This window comes from Pseudomonas boreofloridensis, from assembly GCF_030580795.1.
GTDB lineage: Bacteria > Pseudomonadota > Gammaproteobacteria > Pseudomonadales > Pseudomonadaceae > Aquipseudomonas > Aquipseudomonas boreofloridensis.
This window is the reverse complement of record NZ_JAUQOQ010000007.1, coordinates 1-16,727: the sequence shown is the minus strand read 5'-3', so window position 1 is coordinate 16,727 and position 16,727 is coordinate 1. Positions and strand designations below refer to the sequence as shown.

17 protein-coding genes, 1 rRNA gene and 1 pseudogene are annotated in these 16,727 nt (G+C 61.0%); 9 read left to right on the top strand and 10 right to left on the bottom strand.

What is annotated here, in order from left to right; translation table 11 throughout:
* Positions 1-20: 20 nt before the first annotated feature.
* Both Q6A47_RS10355 and Q6A47_RS10350 read left to right on the top strand, forming a co-directional pair.
* Positions 21-1,244: a YcaO-like family protein gene (locus Q6A47_RS10355; RefSeq protein WP_304484260.1), complete on the top strand. Its 1,224-nt coding sequence runs from the start codon at positions 21-23 to the stop codon at positions 1,242-1,244.
* Positions 1,245-1,252: 8 nt separating this feature from the next.
* Positions 1,253-2,185 (top strand): class I SAM-dependent methyltransferase, encoded by a 933-nt coding sequence (locus tag Q6A47_RS10350; RefSeq protein ID WP_304484259.1) that lies wholly within the window; start codon positions 1,253-1,255, stop codon positions 2,183-2,185.
* A 6-nt stretch (positions 2,186-2,191) separates the two neighbouring features.
* Here the strand turns inward: Q6A47_RS10350 and Q6A47_RS10345 are convergent, their stop codons facing one another.
* On the bottom strand, positions 2,192-3,256 hold the full coding sequence (locus Q6A47_RS10345; RefSeq protein ID WP_295487793.1) for an AI-2E family transporter: 1,065 nt from the start codon (positions 3,254-3,256) through the stop codon (positions 2,192-2,194).
* Positions 3,257-3,386: 130 nt separating this feature from the next.
* On the opposite strand from Q6A47_RS10345, the gene trhP reads away from it, so the two are divergent.
* The 4 genes from trhP (at position 3,387) to Q6A47_RS10325 (ending at position 6,768) form a co-directional block, all read left to right on the top strand.
* Positions 3,387-4,721: a prephenate-dependent tRNA uridine(34) hydroxylase TrhP gene (gene trhP / locus Q6A47_RS10340; RefSeq protein ID WP_304484258.1), complete on the top strand. Its 1,335-nt coding sequence runs from the start codon at positions 3,387-3,389 to the stop codon at positions 4,719-4,721.
* Between the two features lie 109 nt (positions 4,722-4,830).
* On the top strand, positions 4,831-5,259 hold the full coding sequence (locus tag Q6A47_RS10335; protein WP_116887958.1) for a DUF411 domain-containing protein: 429 nt from the start codon (positions 4,831-4,833) through the stop codon (positions 5,257-5,259).
* Complete coding sequence (locus Q6A47_RS10330) at positions 5,259-5,696, top strand: YqaA family protein (RefSeq protein WP_039576808.1); 438 nt, start codon at positions 5,259-5,261, stop codon at positions 5,694-5,696. Before Q6A47_RS10335 ends, Q6A47_RS10330 begins: the two co-directional genes overlap by 1 nt.
* Positions 5,697-5,772: 76 nt before the next feature.
* On the top strand, positions 5,773-6,768 hold the full coding sequence (locus tag Q6A47_RS10325) for an alpha/beta fold hydrolase (protein WP_029613117.1): 996 nt from the start codon (positions 5,773-5,775) through the stop codon (positions 6,766-6,768).
* A 4-nt stretch (positions 6,769-6,772) separates the two neighbouring features.
* Here the strand turns inward: Q6A47_RS10325 and zapE are convergent, their stop codons facing one another.
* The 6 genes and pseudogenes from zapE to Q6A47_RS10295 form a co-directional block, all read right to left on the bottom strand.
* Positions 6,773-7,873 (bottom strand): cell division protein ZapE, encoded by a 1,101-nt coding sequence (gene zapE, locus Q6A47_RS10320; protein ID WP_304484257.1) that lies wholly within the window; start codon positions 7,871-7,873, stop codon positions 6,773-6,775.
* A 61-nt stretch (positions 7,874-7,934) separates the two neighbouring features.
* Complete coding sequence (locus Q6A47_RS10315) at positions 7,935-9,083, bottom strand: PQQ-dependent sugar dehydrogenase (protein ID WP_304484256.1); 1,149 nt, start codon at positions 9,081-9,083, stop codon at positions 7,935-7,937.
* Positions 9,084-9,105: 22 nt separating this feature from the next.
* Positions 9,106-9,426, bottom strand: a complete 321-nt coding sequence (locus Q6A47_RS10310; RefSeq protein ID WP_304484255.1) for a hypothetical protein — start codon at positions 9,424-9,426, stop codon at positions 9,106-9,108.
* Between the two features lie 161 nt (positions 9,427-9,587).
* A complete protein-coding gene (locus Q6A47_RS10305) occupies positions 9,588-12,002 on the bottom strand; it encodes a TonB-dependent receptor (protein WP_369811474.1) in 2,415 nt (804 codons plus the stop codon).
* Positions 12,003-12,134: 132 nt separating this feature from the next.
* Entirely contained in the window at positions 12,135-13,019 is an 885-nt protein-coding gene (locus tag Q6A47_RS10300) for a FecR family protein (RefSeq protein ID WP_304484254.1), read from the bottom strand.
* A pseudogene (locus Q6A47_RS10295) lies at positions 13,020-13,530 on the bottom strand (RNA polymerase sigma factor); the annotation flags it as partial.
* Positions 13,531-13,654: 124 nt separating this feature from the next.
* Here Q6A47_RS10295 and Q6A47_RS10290 point away from each other — a divergent pair.
* The gene (locus tag Q6A47_RS10290; protein ID WP_304484253.1) at positions 13,655-14,143 is read left to right on the top strand and encodes an LEA/WHy family protein; all 489 of its coding nucleotides are present in this window, start codon (positions 13,655-13,657) and stop codon (positions 14,141-14,143) included.
* 3 nt (positions 14,144-14,146) lie between these two features.
* Here the strand turns inward: Q6A47_RS10290 and Q6A47_RS10285 are convergent, their stop codons facing one another.
* Positions 14,147-14,410 (bottom strand): hypothetical protein, encoded by a 264-nt coding sequence (locus Q6A47_RS10285; RefSeq protein ID WP_304484252.1) that lies wholly within the window; start codon positions 14,408-14,410, stop codon positions 14,147-14,149.
* Positions 14,411-14,538: 128 nt separating this feature from the next.
* Between Q6A47_RS10285 and Q6A47_RS10280 the strand changes: the two genes are divergently transcribed.
* Positions 14,539-14,859 (top strand): ElaB/YgaM/YqjD family protein, encoded by a 321-nt coding sequence (locus Q6A47_RS10280; RefSeq protein WP_029613111.1) that lies wholly within the window; start codon positions 14,539-14,541, stop codon positions 14,857-14,859.
* Between the two features lie 22 nt (positions 14,860-14,881).
* Here the strand turns inward: Q6A47_RS10280 and Q6A47_RS10275 are convergent, their stop codons facing one another.
* A complete protein-coding gene (locus Q6A47_RS10275; protein ID WP_116890048.1) occupies positions 14,882-15,499 on the bottom strand; it encodes a MiaE family protein in 618 nt (205 codons plus the stop codon).
* A gap of 152 nt (positions 15,500-15,651) precedes the next feature.
* On the opposite strand from Q6A47_RS10275, the gene Q6A47_RS10270 reads away from it, so the two are divergent.
* Entirely contained in the window at positions 15,652-16,515 is an 864-nt protein-coding gene (locus Q6A47_RS10270) for a universal stress protein (protein ID WP_304484251.1), read from the top strand.
* 111 nt (positions 16,516-16,626) lie between these two features.
* Here Q6A47_RS10270 and rrf read toward each other — a convergent pair.
* Positions 16,627-16,727, bottom strand: a 5S ribosomal RNA gene (gene rrf, locus Q6A47_RS10265); the annotation flags it as partial.

The following is a 16,727-nucleotide window of genomic DNA, read 5'->3' as shown; positions in this document are numbered from 1 at the left end:
CCTTGCCCCCAGGAGTCGCCATGGATATCACACAAGTCGCTGAGCGGGAGTTGCCTCTCGCCTTGGCCAGCCAGCGCATAGACGAGCAAATGCGGCAGTTGTCGCTCAGCGTCAATGAGCAATGGAGCGGCACCAACGTGGGCTCGGCGCGCGTCACCCTAAGTCGTCACTGCGGCGCCAGTAGCCAGGGTTGCGGCAAAGGTCTAGAGGCAGAAGCGCGGGTTGGCGCACGCTTCGAAGCGCTGGAACACTTCCTCGAGCAGCACCACGTACGCGCGACCCACCTCAGCGTGGCTGCCCGTTTGGCGCGCATGCCAGCACTGCAGCAGGACATACTCCAGCCCTGGCTGGCCGAGCAGCCGGAAAAAACACTGGCTTGCCAGGCCTACCATGATCTGGACGGGGAATGGCTGTTCGACTATCCGCTTGCCCTCAGCCTGCCTGATCATGCCGACCACCCTCTCTCCGGCGAGACCTTCGACTACCGCGGCCTGCGACGCTACAGCAGTAACGACGGTGCAGCCATCGGCGCGACCTACCTGGAGGCGGTGCTACACGCGCTGAACCAAAGCATCGAGCGCGACGCGCTGTCACTGTTTTTTCTACGTCACTATTTCTATCGGCAGCCCTCGCTGCTGCGCTGGGTCAGCAAACCAGACCCCAGCTGCGCCCTTGGCCACCTGTGGCGGCAAGCCGAGCAGTGCCTTGACGCGCAGATTCGAGTGCTGGACATCAGCAGCGAATTTGCCAGCCGCACCTACCTCGCACTTCGCATCACAACGGAGACGACGTTGCATGGCGCCTTGTTTGGTGCCGGTGCATCGCTAGACCCCTGGCATGCAGTGCGCCGAGCAGTCACAGAGCTGGTTCAGGTCCAGCTCAACAGCCAGGTTGCAGAGGCCCAAGCCGAGCTGACGCTGGCTGAGCAACAGCTACGCCCGTTCCCGCGCTTGCACGCGTGCCTGCAACTCGACCTCGGCACAGTGCATCAAGCAGCCGGCGAAGTCGTGCCGCTACCTCCAGCGCCCCCATTCACGACGGTCCGTGAGCAGGTAGCACAGCTGTGGGCGGACCTGCGAAGGCATGGCCAACACGCCGGGGTTTGCGAGGTCTTTCGAGGCCAGAACGGCATAAGCCTGGTCAACGTGGCCATTCCCGGCCTTGAGCGTTTTCACCTCGTGTGCAGCGGAAATGTGGTCTGTCCCGGCCCCAGAGGCCGTTCTCTACAAAACCGAACACGGTGAGTCCCGTCATGCAAAAGCACTACGCCGAACGCGAATGCTGGATAGCTCGTCACCTACCGGCCTTCACTCACGAGCCAGGCACCGTAGCATTCTTCGAAGAGCCTATGGGGCACGGCCTGAATAACCTGTTCGTGCTTCAGCTGGAAGGCGTCAACTACCTCGGTCGCAAGCTGTTGGACGAAACAGGCGCGCTGGGTAGCCTCCTCAGCCCAAGGATGCTGTTAGGCCCCTTACTCAAGGCCAGACACACCCACCATTGCCTACGCCTGCACTACACCGCCCTGAGTCTGGAAGAAAAGCACCGTGTCTTCGTCCAGGCTTCATGCAGTCCCGACGCAACGGTCCACTTCCCCTTCCCTGTGCTCGACGAACACGGCAATGAGCAGGTGGCACCCTTGTCGTTCTGGGATGACACGCGACGGCTGGCTCGCCACCTGGATCCCCAGGAGACGCATTTCCGGCAGCACTGCCTCGGGTTACTGTCGAAGCGCCTTGCACCGGGGGCAGTAGTCTACGATCCGGCGTGCTCGACCGGCACGTTCATCGCCAGTCTCGCGGCAGGCTTGCCGCACGTGCAGTGTCTGGGAAGCGATATCTCGGCTGCCATGATCGACCATGCACGCGTCCAGCACGTGCATCCTAATCTGCGCTTCGCACTGACCGATGCAGTCACCCCGGCAATTGCACCCGGGCGATGCGATGTCCTGGTCCTGCGTTTTCTCAATGCCGAAGTCATGCGCCAGCATGAAGCTGTGCACTTGTTCGAACGCCTGATTCCACTAGTTCGGTACGGCGGGCTGGTGATTGTGTTCGGACATACGCCCGTGCTGATTCCCATGAAAGCCGAAGCCAGGCGCCTGGGTCTGAACATGACAGGCGCCCTCGCCCGATGCCCCCATACCCAGGCGCTGTTCCAGCTCTTTACGCTGGAACGGTCCTGATTCGGCTCACGACGGCAACTGTACCTGTGGCGTGGTCTCGGTGAAGATGGTCCAACTGGCGATGAACAGGGCAGCGATCAGTGGCCCGATCACGAAACCATTGAGCCCGAATACCGCCAGCCCACCGAGGGTCGATACCAGGATCAGGTAGTCAGGCATACGGGTGTCCTTGCCCACCAGGATCGGCCGCAGCACGTTGTCCACCAGCCCAATGACCAGCGTGCCGAATGCGGCCAGTACGACCCCTTGCCAGATGGCGCCCGTGAGCAGGAAGTACACCGCAACCGGCCCCCAGACGATGCCAGCCCCCACCGCAGGCAGCAGCGAAAGGAATGCCATCAACACCGCCCAGACCAGCGCACTGGGAATGTCCAGCGCCCAGAAGATGAAACCACCCAGGGCGCCCTGGGTGATCGCCACCAGCAGGTTGCCTTTGACGGTCGCACGCACTACACGGTTGAACTTCAGTTGCAGGCGGCGCTTCTGCTGCTCGGGCAGAGGTACAGCCTGACGCACCTTGCGCGCCAACTCCGGCCCCTCGCGCAGGAAGAAGAACAGCAGGTAGAGCATGATGCCGAAGCTGACCAGGAAATCGAAGGTGCCCTGACCAAAGCTGAAGGCCTGGCTGGCGAGGAACCGGCTGCCCTGGGTCGCCCATTGGGTGATCTTCTCGCGCAGACCGTCGAGGTTGCCGACACCCAGGCGATCTAGCCCATTCTGCGCGAAGTGCGGCAGCATGTCGCGACCGCGCTCGACGTAACCGGCGATGTCCAACTGGCCACTTTCGATGCGCTGGTACAGCGTCGCGCCCTCCTGCACCAACAAGGCGCTGATGACGATAACGGGCAGAACCGCGATCAGCAAACAGGTGGCAAGCGTCGCGCACGCGGCCAGATTACGCCGACGGTTGAAGCGAATAAGCAGATTGCGCTGCAGGGGCGCGAACAGAATGCCGAGGATCACGCCCCAGAAAATGGCGCCATAGTAAGGCAACAGAATCCACACGAAGGCGATGGTCACCAGCGCCAGCAAGACGGCCAGTGCCCGATTTTGTAGAGCGGTTTGATTCATGGGGATTCCTCGGTTGTCCTGGACCTTAGTGCGCAGCGCGCAGGCAAAAGTGCCATCAGGCGCTTGATTCAGATCAACACGCCACGGGCGCCCTATCGCTAGCATTCGCGCCTTTTGTCCCGGTGCGTCCATGAACTCTCTTGCCAAGCCTGAATTGCTCGCCCCTGCCGGCTCGCTCAAGACGTTGCGCTATGCCTTCGCCTACGGTGCAGACGCGGTCTATGCCGGCCAGCCGCGCTACAGCCTGCGGGTGCGCAACAACGAATTCGATCATGCCAACCTGGCCGTGGGCATCCAGGAAGCGCATGCCCTGGGCAAGCGGTTCTACGTGGTAGTCAACATCGCGCCGCACAATGCCAAGCTCAAAACCTTCCTCAAGGATCTCGAGCCGGTGATCCAAATGGCACCCGACGCGCTGATCATGTCCGATCCCGGCCTGATCATGCTGGTGCGTGAACACTTCCCGCAGATGCCGGTGCACCTTTCGGTGCAAGCCAACACCGTGAACTGGGCCAGTGTCGTGTTCTGGCAGCAAATGGGGCTGAGTCGTGTGATTCTGTCGCGTGAGCTGTCGCTGGAGGAGATCGAGGAAATACGGCGGCAGGTGCCTGACATGGAGCTGGAAGTCTTCGTGCATGGTGCGCTGTGCATGGCTTACTCCGGTCGCTGCCTGTTGTCGGGCTACCTGAACAAGCGCGACGCCAACCAAGGCACGTGTACCAATGCGTGCCGCTGGAAGTACCAGGCCACCGAAGCCTGCGAAAACGTCACCGGCGAGATCGTGCGTACGGTCGAGCCTACGCTGGGCGTTGGCGCGCCCAGCGATCAAGTCTTCCTGCTCCAGGAACACAACCGGCCAGATGAGCAGATGCCGGCATTCGAGGACGAGCACGGTACCTACATCATGAACGCCAAGGACCTGCGCGCCGTTCAGCACGTCGAACGCCTGACGCAGATGGGCGTGCACTCGCTGAAGATCGAGGGCCGCACCAAATCGCATTTCTATTGCGCGCGTGCCGTTCAGGCTTACCGAAAGGCCATCGACGATGCGGCGGACGGACGGCCATTCGACCGCGGTTTGATGGACGATCTAGAATCGCTTGCCCAGCGCGGCTACACCGAAGGGTTCTTGCGCCGACACGTGCACGATGAATATCAGAACTATCAACGCGGCCATTCGGTTTCAGAACGCCAGCAGTTTGTCGGTGAGTTGACTGGGCAGCGCGTCGACGGACTGGCTGAGGTCAAGGTCAAGAACCGTTTCGCAGTGGGCGACACGCTCGAGCTCATGACCCCTCGCGGCAACTATCATTTCGACCTCGATCGCCTGAGCGATCGTCAGGGCAATGCCATCGATGTCGCCCCAGGGGACGGGCATGTGGTGTACCTGCCGGTGCCCGAGCAGGTGCCGCTGGAATTCGGACTGCTGATGCGCGACTTAGGCGAAGCACAAGAACACGCCTGACAAAACTGTCATCTGCGCTTCAGGCTAAGGTCAGACAAGGCGCTGCATGCTCGACCGTTACGTGACGCTGGCGCGCGCAATGCAGGCGCATTGATCGAGGAGTGTTTTCATGCTGAACAAGCACCTATTGGCATTCGTACTGCTGGCCTGCGGCGGCCTGGCCCAGGCCTCCGAGGTCGTCGATGTCTACCGCGACCCGAACTGCGGTTGCTGCAAACAGTGGATCGCCCACCTGCGCGACAACGGTTTCACGGTCAATGACCATGTCGAGCCGAACATGAGCGCGGTGAAACAGCGCCTTGGCGTCGCACCCAGACTCGCCTCGTGCCATACCGCAGTGATCGACGGCAAATTCGTCGAGGGCCATGTGCCCGCCGAGCAGGTCCGCCTGCTGGCTCAGCGAGACGATCTGGTGGGTGTGGCAGTGCCGGGAATGCCGATCGGCTCCCCGGGGATGGAGATGGGCGCGCGTAAAGACGCTTACCAGGTGATCGGCCTCACGCGCGAGGGTCGGGACACCGTGGTCGCCGAGTACTGATGATCAGTTTAGGGGCCCTGTTTCTCAGCGCCTTCGGTGCTGCCACGCTGCTGCCGCTGCAGTCCGAGGCCGTGCTGGTCGGCTTGCTGCTGCGCGATCCTGACGCCTGGCTGCTCCTGCTGCTGGTGGCCACCTTCGGCAATGTGCTCGGCTCGGTGGTCAATTGGCTGCTGGGCCGGGCAATCGAACGCCTGCGTGATCGACGCTGGTTCCCGTTCAGCGCCACTCAGTTGCAACGCGCACAATGCCACTACCAGCGCTGGGGACAGTGGTCGCTTTTACTGAGCTGGGTACCGGTGATCGGCGATCCACTGACGCTGGTTGCGGGAATCCTTCGCGAGCCGTTCTGGCGCTTTGTGTTACTGGTGACCCTGGCCAAGGCTGGTCGCTACTGGGTTCTGATACTGATTACCCTGGGCTGGTTTCACACCGGGTGACACCTTTGTCCGCTGCGCAGGTCAACCGACTGCTACAGTCGCTGCTTCCTATATGACCGAACTCGGAGTCTTCGCCATGCTGCGCATAACCGCATTGACCTTGGCATGCCTGGCCGGCGCTCCGGCCCTGGCCGCTGAATCCGTCACCTACGGCAAGCAGCTCGAAGGCTTCGCCTACCCTCATCCATTGCAACATTTCAACTTCAGCTCACAAGGCCAGACCGTGCAGATGGGCTACATGGATGTACCCGCCCGAGGTCGTGCCAATGGTCGCAGCGTGCTACTGATGCATGGCAAGAATTTTTGCGCCGCCACCTGGGAGTCCTCGATCGACGCTTTGAGCAAGGCCGGCTATCGGGTCATCGTTCCCGACCAAATCGGTTTCTGCACCTCCAGCAAACCCGCGTACTACCAGTACAGCTTCCAACAACTGGCGGATAACACCCATGCGTTGCTCGAACGCTTGGGGATCGACAAGATCAGCCTGGTGGGCCACTCCACGGGGGGGATGCTAGCCACCCGCTATGCCCTGATGTACCCCCAGCAGGTCGAGCGCCTGGCCATGGTCAACCCCATCGGCCTGGAAGACTGGAAAGCCCTGGGTGCGCCTTACCGCACGGTGGATCAATGGTACGAACGCGAGCTCAAGCTCAATGCCGAGGGCGTGCGCAATTATGAACGCACCACCTATTACGCCGGGCGCTGGAAGCCCGAATACGAGCGCTGGGTAGATATGTTGGTGGGCCTGAACCAAGGACCAGGACATGAAGCGGTGGCGTGGAACTCTGCGCTGATCTACGACATGATTTTCACGCAGCCGGTGGTCTACGAGTTCAAGAACCTGCAGATGCCGACGCTGCTGATGATCGGCGACCAGGACACCACTGCCATCGGCAGCGACATCGCACCGCCCGAGATCAAAGCCAAACTGGGCCACTATGCGGTACTGGGCCCTCAGGTGGAAAAACTGATACCCCAAGGCAAACTGGTGACCTTCAAAGGCTTGGGTCACGCGCCGCAAATCGAGGCGCCCGAGCGCTTTCACGACGCGCTGATCGACTGGCTGCGATAGGTCCTCAGGCGAAGCGCTGCAACTGCATTTCCTGCAAGCGACTCAAGGTTCGGCGGAAGGCAAATGACAGGTAACCTTCGGTATACAGCGCCTCGAGCGGCACGGCAGCTTCCAGGTACAAGGCGATTCGCCGGTCGTAACATTCGTCGACCAGTGCGATGAAGCGCCGCACACTGTCATCACGCGGTGACAGCGCCGGCAGCTCGCGGTCGCCAGCGATCACGCGCTGCGCGGCATCTTCCGTCCCTCGGGCGATACGCCCGGCGCGCTGTTGGCCACCCAGTGCGGGCACGGCTCTGACCAGAATCGCGCTATAGCGATCGCACAAGGCCATGAAGTCCGTCGCCGCCAAGGCTTGATCGCACAAGTGCGTGAAGTCGCACCAGATCACCCGCTCACTGCGACGCATGACCTTGACGTGCCGGGTGCCGATCTGCAGCGGTAGTTCAGTCGCCGTTTCGCCGGCGCTCAGTTGACAGAACACGGCCGCCAACGCAGAGGCGGTGCCTGCCTCGCTCACCCAGTAACGCTGCAACTGCGCGCCGGGATGCAGCCGATGGTCCTGATCGCCAGCCACCGCCACCCGTTGCATATGCTGCTCGATCGCCGCAATCGCCGGCAGGAAGCGCTCGCGGTTGAAGCCATCGGCATAGAGCTGATCAGGCGGTTGATTGGAGGTCGCGACCAGCACGACACCTTGTTCGAATAGCGCCTGGAACAGGCGTCCGAGGATGATCGCATCCCCGATATCGGTGACGAACAGCTCGTCGAAGCACAACACACGAATGTCCTGCGCCAACGCCTGAGCCAGGGCCTGTAGAGGATCGGCGGTGCCCACGAGCTGGAACAGCCGCTGGTGCACCCAGGCCATGAAGTGATGGAAATGCTGACGCCGCGACGGCACTTCAAGGCAGCGATGGAACAGGTCCATGAGCCAGGTCTTGCCACGCCCCACCGGCCCCCACAGATAGACGCCTTGGACAGCACGTCCTTGCTGGACGGCCTCGAAACAGCGCTCAAGGGCACTGACCGCCGAGGCCTGCGCGGCATCGGCGACGAAACCCTCGCGTTGCAAGGCTTGTAGGTAGAGAGCAGCGGGCGTCATGGCGGCATGCCTGGGCAAAACCGCCATGATAGTGCAAGCAGCATTGGTGTGGGGCCGCCGATCAATCCTTGCTCAAGCCCACCTTGAGTAGCGCGCCATCTTGGGCATCGGTCAGCACATAGAGATAGCCATCAGGGCCAACCCGCACGTCACGAATTCGCGCCTTGAGCTCGCCAAGCAAGCGCTCTTCGTGGACCACGTTGTCGCCGTCGAGCTGGAGACGGATCAACTCCTCAGTGGCCAAGGCCCCTATGAACAGATTGTGATCCCAGGCCTTGAAGGTGGGGCTGTCGTAGAAGGCCATCCCACTGATGCCGGGTGATTTCTCCCAGACGTGGTGTGGGTCTTCCATGCCGTCGACATGCTTGCCCTTGGCCTCGGGAATCGGCAACAGGGAATAATCGATGCCGTAGGTGGCAATCGGCCAGCCATAGTTCTTGCCCGGTTGAGGAATATTGATTTCGTCGCCACCGCGCGGCCCATGCTCATGTGTCCAGAGCTGGCCCGTCCAAGGATTGAGCGCCGCGCCCTGCTGGTTGCGGTGGCCGAACGACCAGATTTCCGGCCGCACATCTTTCTGACCAACGAAGGGGTTGTCCTTGGGTACTTCGCCATCGGGCAGGATTCGCACCAACTTGCCTTGCAGCTTGTCCAGGTCCTGTGCAGTGGAGCGCTGATTGTTCTCGCCCAGGGCGATGAACAAGTAGCCGTCACGGTCGAACACCAACCGGGAGCCGAAGTGATTACCCACCGAGAGCTTCGGTTGCTGGCGGAAAATCACGTTGAAGTTCTCCAGGCGCGATCGATCCTGGGACAACTGCCCCCGACCAACCGCCGTACCGGCCTTGCCGTCCGCGCCCTCCTCGGCATAGGACAGGTACACCGTCCGGTCTTTGGCGAACTCAGGTGAGAGGGCCACATCCAACAGGCCGCCCTGCCCTTGCGCCCAGACCTTCGGCACGCCCGACAACGGTGGGCCGACCTTGCCTTCGGCATTGACGATGCGCAGATTGCCTGGCTGCTCGGTGATCAGCATGTCCTTGCCACCAGGCAGGAAGGCCAGCGCCCAAGGGTGGTTGAGGCCGTCGGCGACAGTGCTGACCGTCAACTCGCCTTCTTCACTGGGCAAGCGCTGTTCGGCAGCGGCCTGCGCCAGCAATGGAAACAGTGCAGCAGCCGCCAGTGTGGTCATCCAGATACGTGGGGTCATAGGGGATTCCTTCCAGGGGGATTCAAGGCGTGCGTTGCGAGTCGCGTGGAGGCCGACGGGGCTCCAGGTTCGGTGTCTGCTGCTGACGACGCAGGTTGTCACCATTGCCGATGCCGCGGTTTTCCAGCGTCGGGGGACGTTCAACAGGTGCCGTCGAGGGCCCCCGTACCGGGGGCGTAGCCGGCACGCTGCCCTGGCGACTGTTGGGGTTGGCGCGCTGGATCGGACTGTTGTAGGGGTTGTTCGAGTCACTGGCGGCCAGCAGGGGGAGCTGCACTGGGGCAGCCTGTACCGGCAGACACAGGAGCAGGCTGGTAGCCAAGAGCGGCAGTGTAGGTTTCATGCTTCACCTCCGGTACGAAAATTCGCGACCAAGCGTTGGATAGCCTAAGTCTCGACAGGTTCGCCAAAAAAGCATGAAGCCGTATTGAGTTGATTCGCGATGTTTCAGCTAGGCAGGTGGGCACCGCGAGCCCCCTGCCTTGACCAGACGCGTGCAGCCGGTCAGTACGCCAGACTCCAGGTCAGGCTGTAAGTACGGCCCCTGCCTTGGTAATCGTACAAGTAGGCAGGGCCGTAGGTCGGCGAGTAGAACAGCGTCGCCCGTTGGCCCCATACCGTGCTGTATTGCTTGTCGAACAGGTTCTGGATACCCGCACTGAAGGTCCCGAAGCCGGTTTCCTGGCTGCCCAGCAAATCGAAGGTGGTGTAGCCGTTGATCTGATGGTCGGCATCGTCCTTGAGCGTGAAGGCCCTGTTGGCCTGCAGACGCGCGCTGCGCCCATCGCCCTTCCAACCGACGAACGCCGTAGATTTGGAGAGCGAGGCGTAACGCGCATCACGCTTGTTCCAGCCGCCGTTGGCCGCCTCCTCCTCCGAACGTACCAGGTGCAAGGTGCCGCCAACCTCCCAGCCGGTGTCGAAGTGCCGGGTCAAGGCACCTTCGAAGCCGAAGTCGCGACTTTTCTGCTCATCGACATTGATGGTCAAGGTCTGCTGGTCGACGTTGATGATCTTGTCCGACCAGATGTAATACAGCGCCGCCTGGGCATCCCATTGCAGATCGCTGTAGCGCCAGCCCATCTCGACCTGGCGACTCTTGATGCCAGCCAGAGGGTTGTCGGCCACGGACAGCCCTGGCTTGCCGTAGTACTTGGCCGGGTCTGGCAGATCGAACCCTTCGCCGTAATTGGTCCAGATCTGGTGACCGTTCTTGAAATCGTAGATCGCGCCCAGGTTGTACAGATTGACCTGATAGTCGTTGCTACCGCCCGGCACTCGTTTGAAGTCCCCCACGTCCACGTCCATCTGCTGACGCCGAGCGCCGCCGGATAGCGTGAGGTTATCGGTGAGGCGCCAATCGGCCTGGGCATAGAGCGAAACACCGTCGACCCGATAACTGGGATAGCGCGCCGCCTTGCTGGCCTTGTCCAGGTCGAGACCGCCGCTGTTCGATGAAGTCAGGGCATCGAAGGTGGTCTGCTCGGCGCTGAAGCGCTCGCGATCGACATCGACGCCGTAGGTCAGCTTCAAGCGATCCCATTGCTTGGAGAACAGCGCCTTGAGGCTGCTGACCTCGAAATTCTGCTGCGAGGCTGCGAAGTACACGCCGCGCGATCCACGCGGCGAGCCGGCGTTGTAATACGGGAACGGGTAGAAGTTGTCGTTTTCCTTGCGATACGAGGCCTGCAGGTAGAAGTCCTGGCCAAGCACGTCGCTATGGTGATAGTTGGCGTTGAGCAGCAGGCGCCGGGTACGCGGTTGCAAGTCGGAGGAATAGCCACCGCGCAATTGCGCGTCTTCCAGATCCGACGGCGCGTTGTGCTTGAGGTTGGGGAAGAAAATGCCCGTGCTGCCTGTGTTACCGGAGTCGTAGTACTGGGCAAGAAACTCCAGGCTCTGTTCGTCGTTCAGTTGCAGGCCGAGTGTGCCCAGCAGGTCGAGGGTGCGGTTGTACTGCAGATCGGTCTGCGTGTTGTCGATGAAGATCTGCTTGCCCGCGCCGTCATAGAAGGCCTGGTTCTGCTCACCGGAGATACCCAGACGGGCGCTGATCCGCTCGTTACCGCCACTGATCGACTGAGCGATGCGGGTCGCCAAGTCGTCGCTGTTGTTGAAACCGCTGCTGGCACCGATCTGCGTCTCGAACCGCGCCGGCCCCGGCTCCCCCTTCTTGGTCACGATATTGATGATTCCACCGGTGGCACCGCCGCCATAGAGGGCGCTGGCGCCGGAGAGCACCTCGACGCGCTCGACATTGAATGGCGAAATGCTGTCAAACTGACGCGAGAGGCCACGCGAGCTGTTCTGACTGACACCGTCGATCATCACCAGCACATTGCGCCCACGCATGTTCTGGCCGTAATTGGTGCGGCCTTCCGGCGCCAAGTCCAGGCCAGGGACGAGCTTGCCAATCGCCTCCTTGAGGCTCACGCCGCTGTCGATCTGCTCGCGCAGTTGCTGTTGATCCACCACCCAGACAGTACCGGGGATTTCACTGATCGCAGTGCTGGTGCGCGAGGCGACACTGACCTCGATGGGCTTGAGGTTGATGCTCTGCGGCGCTACGTCGGCCCTGCGCAGTGTGACGGTGCGGGCATCGTTGAACTGCCAGTCGATACCCGTACTGGCCAGCAGCATCTGGAGCGCTTGGTTGATGGTGTAGCTACCCTGCAGAGGTGGTGCGTCCAAACCAGCGACATCGGCCGTGGTGTAGAGCACATGCAAACCCGCCTGGTCGGCAAATGCGGTCAGTGAGCGATCCAGCGGTTGCGCGGGCAGATCGAGCCGAACTTGGCGTGGCTGCACCTGGGCACTGTCGAGGGACTCGGCAGCCAGCAGCGGCAGCGGGCCTGCCAGCGACAGCACGGCGCTGCAGGATGCCAGGACATATTTGAAACCACCGCCGCAGCGGTTCAGGGAATTGAGCGTGGCCTTCACAAGTGAGCTTCCAGGCGAGTCGAGGGGGGTGTACGGATCAGTCCCCCTACGACGATCTGGCCAGCGGAAACTTGCAGCAGGAAATGAAAAATATTTCGATTATCTTCTCGATCAACGCACCACTGCCAGAAGCGGCAGATAGGTCACTGTCAAACCGTAGCGCTGCTCCAGGGTACGAAGCAAGGCGTCCGGCTGGTCGAGATCGAACACCCCGCTCACTTCGAGGCCTGCCAGGCGGGCATCGGAAATGAAGATACGCCCATGACGGTATCGCTCCAGTTCGGCGAGTACCTGGCCAAGCGGCTTGCCATTGAAGATCAGCTTGCCGCGCTGCCAGGCGGTCCGGGCCTCGGCATCAGGGGTGAGTGCAAGCTGTCGCCCACCGAGTTGCGCTTCACCCCGGGTCAACACCACTTCAGCGCCGGACGCCTGGCGTCTCACGCTGAACAAGGCATGGCGGCCCTCGACCGGTTCGCCTCCGGCATCGACCACGAACGGACGCGGATCGCTGGCGGTATCGAACAATGCTTCACCTGCCTGCAGCACGACCTCACGCCGTGTATCGCTGAATGACACCGACAATGCGCTACTGCCGTTCAGAGTGACACGTGTGCCGTCGGCCAGAGTGAAAGTCTGACGCTGGTTCATTGCGGTGTGATAGTCAGAAAACCACATCGGTGCTTGCTGCCATCCGGTGCAAGCGATGGTGGCCATCATTATCGATGCGGCCAGTGCGCGTGGCCAGCGCCGCCGAGAACGCGATAGCGGCTTTGTGTGCAACGTCCGTGCAGCCTGGGTCTGCCCGAGATCGCCCCACAGCGCCTCGGCCTCACGAGCGGCACGCGCATGGGCCGGACTGGACGCACACCAGCGCTGGTAACGCTCATGGTCATCGGCACCGGCATTACCGGAGTGGAGCACGACCTGCCAGTCGAGGGCATCGTCGCAGAGGTCGTTGTGGGGAGGTCGCGGGGTCATCGCAGGCCGCTCAGTCATGGTTTTGCTCGAGCCAGTCACGACAGTGGCGCAGGGCCTGGCCGATGTATTTTGCCACCATGCTCGGGGAAACGCCCAGGCGCTGAGCGATCTGCGCCTGAGTCAGGCCCTCGACCCGGTTCAGCAGCAGGGCCTGACGGGCGTTGCTCGGTAACTGCAGCAAGGCGTCATCCAAGATTTGCAGGCGCTCGCGAGCTAACAGCGTAGCTTCCGGGGCAGGTGAGGGACACGGGATTTCGCCCCTACCCTCCTCCGGTTCATGATTCGACGCTCGGCGTCGCTCGTGCCGCAGCGCGTCGATGGCCAGGTTGCCGGCGACGCGGAAGATGAAACTGCGTGGGTGCGCGACCGCGATGGCCTGTGCTTCGATACGCACCAAGCGCAGGTATGTTTCCTGCGCAACGTCGGCGGCGCGCTGTCGGTCTTGCATACGACGCGTGAGGAACGACAACAAGTCGTCGTAGTGCTCCTGGAAGCTTGCCAGCAGGCTGGACACGGGAGACGTCAGCATGGAGAGATGATGCCAGTAGGATTGGTGTTAATGCGAAAGAGTATCTTTCATATCCACTGTCACTTTCAACGACACGCCGCATTTGCCACACTACGCGCTCGTCCACACGCCAAGGCGCCTGCTCATGACTGTCCGCTTTCGCTCAAGACCAGGCCTGTGCATGGTGCTGATGCTGGCCCTGCTGCTCAACGCCTGCGCGCTGTTGCAACCACGAGATCCTCTGAACATCAGCGTCATCGGTATCGAACCTCTTGCGGGGCAAGATCTAGAGTTACGCATGGCAGTCAAGATCCGCATTCAGAACCCCAACGAAACGCCTGTGGATTTCAACGGCGTTGCCTTGAATCTGGAGGTGAACGATCAACCCTTGGCGGCTGGTGTCAGCGATCAACGCGGCCACATCGGGCGTTACGAGGAGACGGTCATCGTAGTACCGGTGAGCATTACCGCGTTTTCCTTTCTACGCCAAGCCTACGGCCTGAGCCGTGCACAGTCGCTACAGGGTCTGCCCTACATACTACGTGGCAAGTTGGCCGGGGGTCCGTTGGGAACGATCCGTTTCACCGACAAGGGCAAACTCGATCTGCCCCAGCCAGGTACTTTCGGCTGGTAGCCCTCAACGATTGGCGCTGGCGGCGGCCATCATCTTGTTGATTTCGCTGCGAATCATGTTAGCGAATTCAGGGGGCGATATGCCGTCCAGCTCCGCACGCACCCAGTCCGCCCACTTGCCCTTGCGCCGCGACTTTTCGGCAATCATCCTGGCCGCCTCGGCTTTGGCCTTGCCCAGGTTGTTCTGCCACAGCTCGAACAAGCGCGCCTTTTCCGACTCGATCTGCGCACGCTCGGCGAAGTCTCTATTGGCCAGATTGAAACTCATGGTCTTTCCTGCCGCTTGAAAATGAGCGATATCTTACACGCTTGCGATGCACCATCGCCAAGCCAGTGCAACTTTCGCCGACCACTGCTTTCCACTGTTTACACCAACACACCTACAAGGAGGCATCCATGGCCAGGAAATCCAACGCGACCAGCGAAACCGAGCAGATCAAGGATCAGGTCTTCAGCGAGTTGCAGGCGCTTATCGAGGAGTCGGAAAAACTTCTAGACAGCAGCGCGTCTCTGGTGGGCGAGGAAGCGGATACACTGCGCGCCCAGCTCGGTCTGAAGCTACGCCAGGCGCGTCAGGCCACCAGCCGTCTGGGGCAAAAAGCGCAGCCGGTGGTCGAGGCGACCGAAGAGCTGATCGGCATTCATCCTTGGCAGACTGTGGCGATTTCCGCTGGCATCGGTCTGGTGGTAGGCCTGCTACTCGGCCGTAGACAGTAAGTTAAGCAACCTTCTGGCCCACTCAGGCTGGCTGGGCCATTGGGATGCCGCTGTGAAAGCGCATTTCCCCATCGGCGGAACTTATCAGTTCCGCCTCTACCTCCCGAACCTTCTGCACCACCTGCGCGATATCTGACGCCTCTCCATACTCATACGCCAGTTTCAAATAGCCTTGATAGTGGCGCGCCTCGCTTTTGAGCAAGCCGTGGTAGAACGTACCCAGTTCTTCGTCCAGGTGTGGGACCAAGGCCGCGAAGCGCTCGCAACTGCGGGCCTCGATGAAAGCGCCGACCACCAGGGTATCGACCAGCTTCACCGGCTCATGGGCACGCACCACTCGCCGCAGTCCAGAGGCATAACGCCCGGCTGAAACGGGGCGCAACGGTACACCCCGACGCTTCATCAAGCGCAACACTTGTTCGTGATGCACCAGTTCCTCACGCGCCAGGCGCGACATCATATTGATCAGTTCCAAATGCGTGTTGTACTTGGCGATCAAACTGAGTGCGGTACTGGCGGCCTTGAACTCGCAGTTCTTATGGTCGATCAGCAAGGTGTGCTCATCGGCCAACGCAGCCTCGATCCAGGCGTCGGGTGTGGGGCAGCCAAGGAAGGCATCGATTTCAGGAGTCAGGGACATAAATTCACGGAGGTTGGCAACGCAGGAGCGCGGGATTATACCGACGGTGACAGCCATCGCCAGCGCTTGCGCTTGATACAGGTCAAACGGCATCGCCGCATCGGCCAACTATAGTCAGGTGTGAGCCCTCGCGATCCAAGGAGTTTCATGCCATGCAAGCCGTTCGCAGCATCCTCGTCGTGCTCGACCCTGAACACGCCCACAGTCGCGCGCTGACTCGCGCCAAGCTGATTGCCGGGGTTACCGGTGCACGCCTGCATCTGCTGATGTGTGACAAGAAGCGCGACCATCACGCATTGCTGAGCGTGCTCGCCAGTCAGTTGCATGACGATGGCTACGATAGCGTCAGCCACGAACAGGCCTGGCAGGACAGCCTGCATGAGTCAATCATCGCTGTGCAGCAGGCCGAAGGCTGCGAATTGGTCATCAAAGAGCATCACCCGGATAACCCCCTGCGCAAAGCCCTGCTGACGCCTAGCGACTGGAAACTGTTGCGCAACTGTCCGTGTGCCGTACTGATGGTCAAGAGCGAGCGGCCTTGGACCGGCGGCGCCATCCTGGCGGCAGTGGATGTGGGCAATCAGGATGAAGATCACCGCCGCCTGCATGCCAGTATCATTGACCATGGCTACGCTATCGCCAGCTTGGCCAAAGGTGAACTGCACGTGATCAGCGCTCACCCTTCGCCCATGTTGGCTGCCTCCGATCCGGTGTATCAGCTCAGCGAGACCATCGAAAAGCGCTACCGTGAGGCGTGTTCAGCTTTCCAGGCGGAGTTCGACATCAGCGATCAGCGGCTGCATGTCGCCGAAGGACCAGCGGATGTGCTGATTCCTTACACCGAAAAGAAAATCGATGCGGTGGTGACCATTATCGGAACAGTTGGGCGCACAGGTATCTCCGGGGCCCTGATTGGCAACACTGCTGAGGTGGTGCTCGACGCACTTGAAGGCGATGTGCTTGTACTCAAGAGTGATCAGGCTGTAAGCGCCCTCACACGACCGGTCAAGGTGTGAGAGTTCTGTTGGGGTTACAAGCTGCCTCCCAAGAAGGCAGCGCTGATTTTGAAAACACCAAAAAGACAAAACCCCTACCTGCTCGCGCAGATAGGGGTTTTGCGAAATGAATCTTGACGATGACCTACTCTCACATGGGGAAACCCCACACTACCATCGGCGATGCATCGTTTCACTGCTGAGTTCGGGATGGGATCAGGTGGTTCCAATGC

Excerpts from the sequence above, each read along its gene's own strand:
- Q6A47_RS10345 (WP_295487793.1), bottom strand. The coding sequence starts at position 3,256 with ATGAATCAAACCGCTCTACAAAATCGGGCACTGGCCGTCTTGCTGGCG.
- Q6A47_RS10280 (WP_029613111.1), top strand. The coding sequence starts at position 14,539 with ATGGCCAGGAAATCCAACGCGACCAGCGAAACCGAGCAGATCAAGGAT.
- Q6A47_RS10325 (WP_029613117.1), top strand. The coding sequence starts at position 5,773 with ATGCTGCGCATAACCGCATTGACCTTGGCATGCCTGGCCGGCGCTCCG.
- Q6A47_RS10270 (WP_304484251.1), top strand. The coding sequence starts at position 15,652 with ATGCAAGCCGTTCGCAGCATCCTCGTCGTGCTCGACCCTGAACACGCC.
- Q6A47_RS10355 (WP_304484260.1), top strand. The coding sequence starts at position 21 with ATGGATATCACACAAGTCGCTGAGCGGGAGTTGCCTCTCGCCTTGGCC.
- Q6A47_RS10300 (WP_304484254.1), bottom strand. The coding sequence starts at position 13,019 with ATGACTGAGCGGCCTGCGATGACCCCGCGACCTCCCCACAACGACCTC.
- Q6A47_RS10285 (WP_304484252.1), bottom strand. The coding sequence starts at position 14,410 with ATGAGTTTCAATCTGGCCAATAGAGACTTCGCCGAGCGTGCGCAGATC.
- Q6A47_RS10275 (WP_116890048.1), bottom strand. The coding sequence starts at position 15,499 with ATGTCCCTGACTCCTGAAATCGATGCCTTCCTTGGCTGCCCCACACCC.
- Q6A47_RS10310 (WP_304484255.1), bottom strand. The coding sequence starts at position 9,426 with ATGAAACCTACACTGCCGCTCTTGGCTACCAGCCTGCTCCTGTGTCTG.
- Q6A47_RS10350 (WP_304484259.1), top strand. The coding sequence starts at position 1,253 with ATGCAAAAGCACTACGCCGAACGCGAATGCTGGATAGCTCGTCACCTA.
- Q6A47_RS10335 (WP_116887958.1), top strand. The coding sequence starts at position 4,831 with ATGCTGAACAAGCACCTATTGGCATTCGTACTGCTGGCCTGCGGCGGC.
- Q6A47_RS10315 (WP_304484256.1), bottom strand. The coding sequence starts at position 9,083 with ATGACCCCACGTATCTGGATGACCACACTGGCGGCTGCTGCACTGTTT.
- Q6A47_RS10330 (WP_039576808.1), top strand. The coding sequence starts at position 5,259 with ATGATCAGTTTAGGGGCCCTGTTTCTCAGCGCCTTCGGTGCTGCCACG.
- zapE (WP_304484257.1), bottom strand. The coding sequence starts at position 7,873 with ATGACGCCCGCTGCTCTCTACCTACAAGCCTTGCAACGCGAGGGTTTC.
- Q6A47_RS10290 (WP_304484253.1), top strand. The coding sequence starts at position 13,655 with ATGACTGTCCGCTTTCGCTCAAGACCAGGCCTGTGCATGGTGCTGATG.
- trhP (WP_304484258.1), top strand. The coding sequence starts at position 3,387 with ATGAACTCTCTTGCCAAGCCTGAATTGCTCGCCCCTGCCGGCTCGCTC.